This is a genomic window from Lysobacter enzymogenes, from assembly GCF_017168095.1.
GTDB lineage: Bacteria > Pseudomonadota > Gammaproteobacteria > Xanthomonadales > Xanthomonadaceae > Lysobacter > Lysobacter enzymogenes_D.
Window position 1 is genome coordinate 1 of sequence record NZ_LXSD01000328.1, and the last position, 8,959, is coordinate 8,959.

10 protein-coding genes are annotated in these 8,959 nt (G+C 70.6%); 3 read left to right on the forward strand and 7 right to left on the reverse strand.

What is annotated here, in order from left to right; translation table 11 throughout:
• The first annotated feature begins 12 nt into the window (after positions 1 to 12).
• Both A7A76_RS11640 and A7A76_RS11645 read left to right on the forward strand, forming a co-directional pair.
• Positions 13 to 456 carry an NlpC/P60 family protein gene (locus A7A76_RS11640; protein ID WP_206411344.1) on the forward strand — a complete coding sequence of 148 codons (444 nt, stop codon included), beginning with the start codon at positions 13 to 15 and terminating at the stop codon, positions 454 to 456.
• A 154-nt stretch (positions 457 to 610) separates the two neighbouring features.
• Positions 611 to 1,357: a C40 family peptidase gene (locus A7A76_RS11645; protein WP_428995131.1), complete on the forward strand. Its 747-nt coding sequence runs from the start codon at positions 611 to 613 to the stop codon at positions 1,355 to 1,357.
• 250 nt (positions 1,358 to 1,607) lie between these two features.
• Here the strand turns inward: A7A76_RS11645 and A7A76_RS11650 are convergent, their stop codons facing one another.
• The 4 genes from A7A76_RS11650 to A7A76_RS11665 form a co-directional block, all read right to left on the reverse strand.
• Positions 1,608 to 2,105: an acyl-CoA thioesterase gene (locus A7A76_RS11650; RefSeq protein ID WP_057946784.1), complete on the reverse strand. Its 498-nt coding sequence runs from the start codon at positions 2,103 to 2,105 to the stop codon at positions 1,608 to 1,610.
• A complete protein-coding gene (locus tag A7A76_RS11655; RefSeq protein ID WP_206411337.1) occupies positions 2,102 to 2,713 on the reverse strand; it encodes an NADPH-dependent FMN reductase in 612 nt (203 codons plus the stop codon). Before A7A76_RS11655 ends, A7A76_RS11650 begins: the two co-directional genes overlap by 4 nt.
• Before the next feature lie 136 nt (positions 2,714 to 2,849).
• Positions 2,850 to 4,274, reverse strand: a complete 1,425-nt coding sequence (locus A7A76_RS11660; RefSeq protein WP_206411338.1) for a M16 family metallopeptidase — start codon at positions 4,272 to 4,274, stop codon at positions 2,850 to 2,852.
• 13 nt (positions 4,275 to 4,287) lie between these two features.
• Positions 4,288 to 5,691 carry a M16 family metallopeptidase gene (locus A7A76_RS11665; protein ID WP_206411339.1) on the reverse strand — a complete coding sequence of 468 codons (1,404 nt, stop codon included), beginning with the start codon at positions 5,689 to 5,691 and terminating at the stop codon, positions 4,288 to 4,290.
• Between the two features lie 180 nt (positions 5,692 to 5,871).
• Between A7A76_RS11665 and A7A76_RS11670 the strand changes: the two genes are divergently transcribed.
• Positions 5,872 to 6,360: an NUDIX hydrolase gene (locus A7A76_RS11670; RefSeq protein WP_206411340.1), complete on the forward strand. Its 489-nt coding sequence runs from the start codon at positions 5,872 to 5,874 to the stop codon at positions 6,358 to 6,360.
• Between the two features lie 146 nt (positions 6,361 to 6,506).
• On the opposite strand, the gene A7A76_RS11675 is transcribed toward A7A76_RS11670, so the two are convergent.
• The 3 genes from A7A76_RS11675 to A7A76_RS11685 form a co-directional block, all read right to left on the reverse strand.
• Positions 6,507 to 7,223 (reverse strand): hypothetical protein, encoded by a 717-nt coding sequence (locus A7A76_RS11675; protein WP_206411341.1) that lies wholly within the window; start codon positions 7,221 to 7,223, stop codon positions 6,507 to 6,509.
• A gap of 185 nt (positions 7,224 to 7,408) precedes the next feature.
• The gene (locus tag A7A76_RS11680; RefSeq protein WP_206411342.1) at positions 7,409 to 8,731 is read right to left on the reverse strand and encodes a dicarboxylate/amino acid:cation symporter; all 1,323 of its coding nucleotides are present in this window, start codon (positions 8,729 to 8,731) and stop codon (positions 7,409 to 7,411) included.
• A gap of 43 nt (positions 8,732 to 8,774) precedes the next feature.
• On the reverse strand, positions 8,775 to 8,959 hold a 185-nt coding region (locus A7A76_RS11685), incomplete at its 5' end, for a hypothetical protein (protein WP_206411343.1).

Genomic DNA, 8,959 nt, shown 5'->3' on the forward strand with positions numbered 1-8,959 from the left:
GGCCAGCAGACGGTGCGGCGCGGCCCGCCGCCGGCGCCGCCGGCCCGGGTCTGGCCGCACGTCGCCCCGGACAACCCCGAAGCCGCCAACGCCGTGCTGATGCGCGCCTTCAGCCTGGTCGGCACCCCGTACCGCTACGGCGGCAACACCCCGGAAGGCGGCTTCGACTGCAGCGGCCTGGTCAACTACGTCTACCGCGACATGCTGGCGCTGAACCTGCCGCGCACCTCGCGCGACCTGGCCGGCTACCAGGGCCCGCGCATCGACCCGATGCGCCTGGCCGGCGGCGACCTGGTGTTCTTCGGCAGCGCCGGCAACGTCAGCCACGTCGGCATCTATGTCGGCGAGGGCCGCTTCGTCCACGCCCCCAGCAGCGGCGGCACGGTCCGCCTGGACCGCCTGGACGGGCCGTACTGGCGCGATCACTACAGCGGCGCCAAGCGAGTTCTCAAGTAATTTTGAGATTCGGCTGAACAGGACTGAGGCCTGGGACGCGTCGAAAATGTGAGCAAAATCACATGGATGTTTACGCACGCCTAACGAAATTTGAACCACACCGTCCCACCCGGCGGGTATTGTCCTTCTCCGGTGACGACTCTGTGATTACTAAGTGACGACTTCGACCCATCGCCACAACCGCCAGACTGCCACCCCCCAAGCATCTTGCGACACCGCCCAAGGCCGACGCCCCGGCCGCCGGGCCAGCCAACGAATCCTGCTGACCGCCACCCTGGCGGTTTGCGCCCTGCCCGCGTTCGCCCAGTCGGTCTCCGCCGGCGCGGCCTCGTCCCTGCTCCCGGGCGGCCCGTCGCTGCGCAACGACTCGGCCGACGCGCCGGAAGCCCGCGGCGGCAACATGCTGCCGGAGGCGATGACCCTCTCCGACCGCGCCCTGATGCTGGCGACCGACCTGAACCGCATGCTCGGCCAGGGCCAGGACGTCCCGCTCAGCAAGAGCGACATCCCGGTCGCCGAACAGGGCCGGATCAAGGGCATGCTGCAGAAGGCCCTGGCCCTGCTGGGCACCCCGTACCGCTGGGGCGGCACCTCGCCGGACCAGGGTTTCGACTGCTCGGGCCTGGTCGGCTACGTGTTCCGCAACGCCCTGGGCATCGAACTGCCGCGCGTCTCGCGCGAGATGGCCAAGACCGGCGAAGTGATCGACCGCGACGCCATGACCGAAGGCGACCTGGTGTTCTTCGGCCGCCGCGGCCGGGTCGACCACGTCGGCATCTACCTCGGCGACGGCCGCTTCGTGCACGCCCCGCGCACCGGCAAGGACGTGACCGTCTCGAGCCTGGACAGCGGCTACTGGAGCGGCAAGTTCATGGAAGCGCGCCGGGTCGACGGGATCTGAGTTCCGCCGCCGCGCGCACTCGACAGGCCGCCTTCGGGCGGCCTGTTGCGTTTGCGGAGGCGGTTTTCGCGGCGTCGTGCCTGCGCCGCGACCGCGACACCGCAATTACGACGCAACCGGCTCCCCCGCGGCCGCAGCTTGCGCAGCGCCTACCGTCGGAATCGAAGCCACGGCCGCCCCCTGTAGGAGCGGCGCAAGCCGCGACCGCGACACCGCGATCACGACGCAACCCGCCTCGCGCGAGCGCGGCTCAACCTTCGTGCACGTACCGCTCCACCGTCGCCTCGATGCCCTTGCTCAGTTCCATGACCTTGAGCGCGTACTCGGCCAGGCGCTTGTCGTCGTCGGTGACCGGGGTCCACGGCGGTACCGGGGTCGGCTTGCCTTCGACCGTGTCCATCGCCACGAACACGATCACGCAGTGGGTGCACAGCCGCTCTTCCGGTTCGCCGTCGTCCAGGCCCGGGTCGCGCGCCTTGACGTCGACGGCGAAGTGCATGCTGCTGGTGCCGGTGTGGATCAGCTTGGTGTGCACGGTGACCAGGTCGCTGATCCGGATCGGCGCGACGAAGCGGATGCCGCCGACCGCGACGGTGACGCTGTACTTGCCGCTCCAGCCGACCGCGGCGGCGTAGCCGGCCTGGTCGATCCACTTCATCACCATGCCGCCGTGGACCTTGCCGCCGTAATTGACGTCGGTGGGCTGGGCGAGGAAGCGCAGGTTCAATTCGCGTTGCTGGCCTTTCATGCCGGCGCTCCCTCGGTGGCGTAGACGCGCAGATGGCGGACCACGGCGGCGCCGACGCGGTGCACGGCCTCGCGCTGGCGTTCGTCGCCGAGTTCGCCGTACTCGTGAAGCTTGTCGCCGGCCTGGCCGACCGCGACCTGCTGCGGCACCACGATCAGACCGAGCTTGGCCAGCGCGTCGCGCAGCACCAGCAGCGAGCGCAGGCCGCCCAGCGGCCCCGGCGAGGCCGAGACGATGCCGGCGACCTTGTCGGCGAACAGCGCGGTGCCCGAGCGACCGTCGGGCAGCGGGCGCGAGATCCAGTCGAGGGTGTTCTTGACCAGCGCCGGCATCGAACCGTTGTATTCGGGCGTGGAGATCAGCAGGCCGTCGTGCTGCGCCATCAGTTCCTGCAGGCGGCGCGCGTTCTCGGGCATGCCCTCGGCTTCGATGTCGCCGTCGTAGACCGGCAGCGAATAATCGCGCAGCTCGATCAGGCTGACCTGCGCGCCGGCGGCGCGCGCGCCTTCGGCCAGCACCGGGATCAGGCGGCGGTTGTAGGAACCCGAGCGCAGGCTGCCGGCGAAGGCGAGCAGGCGCGGGGCGGCGGGAACGGGGCTGGCGGACATCGAAAAACTCCTGGGCTGGCGCCCGTGGATTATGCGCGAGACGCCCGCCGGCCGCGCGCGGCGCAAACGAAAACCCCGGCCGAAGCCGGGGTTTTCGCGACAATGCATCGGTTCGGGCGCAGCGCGGACCGCCGCCTCACTTCTCCTGCTTGAACTCGCCGAACTCCTTGAGCTGCGGCGCCACCGCCTTGTAGTCGCCGACCACGACGATCGACTGGTCCTTGGCGGCGTAGTACTTCTTCGCCATCGCCTGCACCTGGGCGGCGTCGACCGCGCGGATCTTCGGCACGTATTCGCCGAGGAATTCGGCCGGCAGGCCGACCAGCCAGTTGCCGGCCAGGCTGCTGGCGACCGAACGCTGCTGCTGGTTGCCGATCAGGTAACCGCCGGCGACGTAGCGCTTGGTGTCCTCCAGCTCCTGGGCCGGCACCGGGTAGTCGTTGAGGCGGCCGAACTCGTAGACGAACTCGCCGAGCGCGGCGCCGGTGACTTCGTTGCGCACGTCGGCCGAGGACTGGATCGCGCCGCCGACGCGCATCGCGGTGAGGCCGCCGCGGGCGCCGTAGGTGTAGCCCTTGTCTTCGCGCAGGTTCTGCATCAGCCGGCTGCTGAAACCGCCGCCGAGGACGATGCCGGCCAGTTGCGCGGGCACGTAGTCGGCGTCGGTGGCGGCGATGCCGGGGCGGCCGAGCCGCAGCGCCGACTGCACGCTGCCGTCGCGCTGGACGAAGATGCGCTGGGCCGGCGCGCTGCGCGGCGCCGGCGCGGCGTCGGCGACCGCTTCGCCGCTGGGTTTCCAGCCGCCGAAGGCGGCTTCGGCGAGCTTGAAGCCCTGCTCGGCGGATATCCGGCCGGTCACCACCAGCAAGGCGCGGTCGGGACGGAAGCGGCGCGCGTGTTCGGCGCGCACCTGCTCGGCGGTGGCCGCCTCGATCGAGGCCTCGGTCGGCTGGGTGCGGGCGTAGGGATGATCGCCGTACACCGCCGCCGACAACGCGCGCGCGGCCTTGTAGCCCGGCTGCGCCTGCGCGACCTTCAGGCCTTGCAATGCGTTGGCTTTCGCCAGCTGCACTTCGGCGTCGGGGAAGCTCGGGGTCTGCGCGACTTCGGCGATCAGCTGCAGCATCGGCGCGGCCTGCGAGGCCAGCGCGTCGCCGCGCAGGACCACGCCGTCGTTGGCCGCGGACGCGCCGATCGAGCCGCCGTAGCTCTGCGCCGCTTCGGCGATCGCCTTGGCGTCGCGCTTGGCGGTGCCTTCCACCAGCAGGCCGGCGTAGAGCGAGGCGAAGCCGCGCGCGTCGGCGGCATCGGCGGCGTAGCCGGCGTTGCGCACGGCCAGCACGTAGTCGACCCGCGGCAGGCCCTGGCGCGGCACCACCCACACTTCCAGGCCGTTGGCGAGGGTCTTGCGCGCGATCTGCGGCACCGGCAGCGGCTTGTCGGCGGCCAGCGGCGGCAGCCGTTCCGGCAGCGCCACCGAGGGGCCGGCGCTGGCGGCGCCGGCGGCGAGGGTCAGCGCCAGCGCGAGCGGCAGCGCGAGTGGCTTGATAGTCGGGCTCATGGCTGGGCTCTCCTCAATGCTTGGCCGGCGCGGCGGCGGCGGGCGCCGCAGCGGGCGCGGCCGGGCGGCGGTCGATGACGGTGCGGTTGGCGCGGGTCAGGTAGGTCTTGGCCACGCGCTGCAGATCGGCCGAGGTCACGCCCTCGATCAAGGCCGGAATCTTGTTGATCGCGTTGGCGTCGCCCCACAGCGTCTGCATCACCGCCAGGGTGTCGGCGCGGTCGATGAAGGCGTCCAGGCCGTTGTACCAATTGGCCAGCATCTTGGTCTTGACCCGCTTGAGGGTGGCCGCGTCGACGCCGCTCTGGGCGATCTTGGCCACTTCCTCGTCGACCGCCGCCAGCACCGCGTCGGCGCTGCTGTCGGGCTTGTACAGCGCGAACAGGGTGAACAGCGTGGGGCCGTTGTAGTTCCACTCGTCGCCCAGGCCGTACAGCGGCTGCACGTTGAGCGCGATCTGGCGCTGCTTGACCAGCCCCTGATGCAGGCGCGACGCGTCGTCGCCGGCGAGCACGTTGCCCAGCACCGCCATCGGCGCCTGGTCGCGGCTGCCGCGCGCGGGCATCTTCCAGCCGGCGGCGATCGCCGGCACCTGCGCCAGCGCGTCGGTCTGGCTGATGCGCTTCTCGGCGGCGTTGAGGCCTTCGCTGTAGTCCGGCGGCGGCGGCGTCGGGCGCCCGGCGACCGCGCCGAAGTACTTGTCGGCCAGGGCGAAGGCCTCTTCCGGCGAGATGTCGCCGGCGATGCCGAGCACCGCGTTGTTGGGGCCGTAGTAGTCGCGGTGGAAGGACTGCACGTCGGCGAGGCTGGCGTTCTCCAGGTCCTGGAAGCTGCCGTAGCCGTCGTGGTTGTTCTCCCACTTCTGGAACGCGTGCTGGCCGATGTCGAGCCACATGAAGCCGCCGTAGGGCTGGTTCTTGACGTTGACCCGGATCTCTTCCTTGACCACGTCCTGCTGGTTCTTCAGCGTGGTCGGGTTGAAGTCCAGGGTCTTCATGCGGTCGGCTTCCAGCCACAGGATGCGTTCCAGCGCGGACACCGGCGCGACTTCGATGTAGTTGGTGTAGTCCGGGCGGGTCGAGCCGTTGTTGCGGCCGCCGCCGCCGCTGATGACCTGGTCGAACACGCCCTTGCGCGCGGTCGGGGTGCCCTGGAACATCAAATGCTCGAACAGGTGGGCGAAGCCGGTGCGGTTCTTCGGCTCCAGCCGCATGCCGACGTGATAGACCACGCTGACGCCGACGGTCGGCGAGCTGTGGTCGGGCGATACGACCACGGTCAGTCCGTTGTCGAGTTTCTTGACCGCCACCGGCAACTGCCAGCGATCGCTCTCGGCGGCGGACGCGGAAGTCGCGAACGCGGCGGAGGCGAGCGTGGTCAGGCCGGCGAGCAGCACGCAAAGGTGAGGCTTGCGCATGAGGGCTCCCTGTCCTGTCGAAGTGGCCTGCGCCGGCGCGGGCGCAGTCCTGCGCACATTAACCGAGCCGCGGCGCCGCGGTGCGGGTCGGAAGTCACGTGGGGAGCGCGGCGCCGCTGGCCGTTGCCGGCGCGATCGCCCACACTGTGCGCCTGCCCTTCCCCGCGCGCCGATCCGCCGATGCCGTACACCCCCATCGTGGCCACCCTGGGCTACGTGATTTCGCCCGATGGCCGCCAGGTCCTGATGGTCCATCGCAACGCCCGCCCCGACGACCACCAGCTCGGCAAGTACAACGGCCTGGGCGGCAAGCTCGAACCCGACGAGGACGTGCTGGCCGGCATGCGCCGCGAGATCCGCGAGGAAGCCGGGATCGAATGCGTCTCGCTGCAGTTGCGCGGCACCATCAGCTGGCCCGGCTTCGGCAAGCGCGGCGAGGACTGGCTGGGCTTCGTGTTCGTGATCGACGCCTTCGAAGGCGAGGCGTATGCGAGCAATCCCGAGGGCACGCTGGAGTGGGTCGACATCGAGCGCCTGCACGAACTGCCGATGTGGGAAGGCGACCGCGAGTTCCTGCCGCTGGTGTTCGACCGCGACCCGCGGCCGTTCCATGGGGTGATGCCGTATCGCGAGGGGCGGATGGTGTCGTGGAAGTATTCGCGGGTGTGAGCCAAGCGCACAGCTGAGCGCAACTCGGCCGGGCGCGGACCGCGCCGCGCCTCCCACGCCCGTCCGCACCGCGGTGGTCCTTGCGCTCGGATACGAAGCTCCAGGCCGACTCCTCGCGCCCGCTCGCGAAGGCGCCGCGGGCGACTTCAGTCCGCGCCCGCCAACCGCCGCGCGATCTCAGGCCATTCCAGCTCCCAGATCTTGCCGTCCCACTCCCATCCCGGCGTCGCCCAGCCCAGCGCCTGGCTCGGCTCGCTCGTCAGCGCTTCGCCCCCGAAGCGCAGCGACAGCACCCGCCGCGACCGCGGCGCGCGCCGCAGCACGGCGCGCGTACGCGGACGCCACTGCGTCGCCGCGGGATCGCCGCCCTGTTCGACCAGGCGGAAACTCTCTTCATCGAACACCACCAGGCAGCGGCGCTCGTCCACGCGCAGCAAGTGGATCAGCGTGCCGGTCTCGGCCTCGCGCACGCTCGCAGCTTCGAGGAAGTCGTAATGCTCTTCCTCGACCTCGCCGGCTTCGGCGTCGCGCCAACTCGGGCCGAACACGCGCTCGCGCCGCAGGCGAACGTCGCGCGCGCGCCAGCCGGCCCGCGCGCTCGCCCATACCGTGCCTAGCGCTAGCGCGGCGACGACGATCCAGACCAGTTCCGGCCCGGCCTGTCCGCTGCGTCCGATCAAGCGCAGCCATACCGCCGCGGCCGCGGCGAACGCGAACAGCAGCAGCAAGGCCGCGAGCGATGCGTTGCCGAGCCAATCGAGAAATCCGGCGAGGCGCGAAGGCGCCGGGCCGGCGCGTCCGGTCGCGTAAAGACGCTCGCGTTCGCGCGCCTGCATCGCGACGCGTTCGATCCGCAGCGCCACCTCAGCGCTCCGCCGACGGCCGTGGCCGGTGTCGCGAGTACGCGGGGTTGCTCCTCGGCCTGCGCCGTGCCTGGGTTACGTGCATGCGCTGCATTATGCCGCCGCGCGCGCCGCTCGCATCGCCCGAGGCGCGGGCCGCCGGCCGGTCGCCTGGGCGAGACGGCGGCCGATCGCGCCGGCCGCGCTCAGGCCTTGCCTTCCTCGATCCCGACGTCGGTCGACGCCGCCTCGTACACCTCGCGGTCGAGCAAGCCGGTCTCCTTCGCCACCAGCACCGGCACCAGCATCTGCCCGGTCACGTTGGTCATCGTGCGCATCATGTCGAGCACGCGGTCGATGGCGTACAGGTAGCCGATCGTCTCCAGCGGCAGGCCCGCGGCGCTGAGCACCACGGTGGCCATGATCACCGCCGTGCCCGGGACGCCGGCGGTGCCGAAGCTGCCGAGCACCGAGGCGATCAGGACGATGAAGTACTGGTCCGCGCTCAGCGGCGTGCCGGTGTATTGGGCGATGAACACCGCGCACAGCGCCGGATAGATCGCGCCGCAGCCGTCCATCTTGATGCTCGCGCCCAACGGCGAGGCGAACGCCGCGTAATCCTTGTTGACGCCGAGGTTGTGGGTGATCGAGCGCATCGCCACCGGCATCGCGGCGAAGCTCGACGAGCTCACGAACGCCACCTGCATGCCCGGCGCGGCGCCGCGGAAGAATTTCAGCGGGTTGAGCCCGTGCGCCAGCAGCAGCGCGCTGTAGACCACCACGATGTGCAGCGCGCAGGCCAGGTACAAGGCCAGCACGAAATTGCCCAGCGGCAGCAGCTTCTCGAAACCGTAGGCGCCGACCAGCGCGGCGATGAGGCCGAAGGTGCCGATCGGGGTGACTTCCAGGACGAAGCGGGTGACCTGGATCATCAGCTCGCTGGCCTCGCCGACCAGCTTGCGCACGCCGGCGACCTTGTCGCCGAGCTTGACCATGGCGAAGCCGAGCAGGCCGGCGAAGAAGATCACCGGCAGGATCGAGCCCTTACCCGCGGCCAGCACGGTCTCGCCGGCGGCGTTCCTGGTCGTGCCGATGCCGGTCAGGGCGTAGAACGGATTGCTCGGCACCACGTCGAGCAGCACCTTGGTCACGCTGGGCACGTCGCGCGGCTTGTAGGCCGAGTCCATCGCCAGGCCGATCACGCCGGCGCCGGGCTGCAGGATCGTGCCCACCGCCAGGCCCACCGCCACCGCCAACACCGCGGTGATCGCGAACCAGAGGAAGGTGCGGCCGCCGAGCGCAGCGATGGATTTCTGCCCGTGCAGCGAGGCGACCGCGTTGATCACCGCGAAGAACACCAGCGGCACCGCGATCATCTTGATCAGGGTGACGTAGAGATCGCCGAGCGGCCCGAACCAGGTCTCCGCCGCCGGCCCGAACGCCCAGCCCGCCAGCGCGCCGAGGACGAAGCCGCCGACCACGCGCTGCCAGAAGGGAATGCGGAACCAGGCGGAGAACAAGGCGGTCATCGCGGGCTACCGAAGTCGAGAGGTGGCGGGAACGGGCGTGTCGTCAGCGCAGGACGGGTCCGCAGGACGGCACGAGGGACGACACGATAAACAGCTTGGAGCGCGCGCCGGCTGATCCAAGTGCATAAGCGCGCAACCAAACGTCATGACTGTGAGCCGCATCGGCAAAATCGCGCAAGCCGGCGGCCGCGCTCACGAGCGCGCGCGCCCTGCGCGCGCCGGCGCCGC

What these genes read in the sequence shown, in the direction of transcription:
- A7A76_RS11650 (WP_057946784.1), bottom strand. Translation starts at nt 2,105, where the DNA reads ATGAAAGGCCAGCAACGCGAATTGAACCTGCGCTTCCTCGCCCAGCCC.
- A7A76_RS11655 (WP_206411337.1), bottom strand. Translation starts at nt 2,713, where the DNA reads ATGTCCGCCAGCCCCGTTCCCGCCGCCCCGCGCCTGCTCGCCTTCGCC.
- A7A76_RS11660 (WP_206411338.1), bottom strand. Translation starts at nt 4,274, where the DNA reads ATGAGCCCGACTATCAAGCCACTCGCGCTGCCGCTCGCGCTGGCGCTG.
- A7A76_RS11665 (WP_206411339.1), bottom strand. Translation starts at nt 5,691, where the DNA reads ATGCGCAAGCCTCACCTTTGCGTGCTGCTCGCCGGCCTGACCACGCTC.
- A7A76_RS11670 (WP_206411340.1), top strand. Translation starts at nt 5,872, where the DNA reads ATGCCGTACACCCCCATCGTGGCCACCCTGGGCTACGTGATTTCGCCC.
- A7A76_RS11680 (WP_206411342.1), bottom strand. Translation starts at nt 8,731, where the DNA reads ATGACCGCCTTGTTCTCCGCCTGGTTCCGCATTCCCTTCTGGCAGCGC.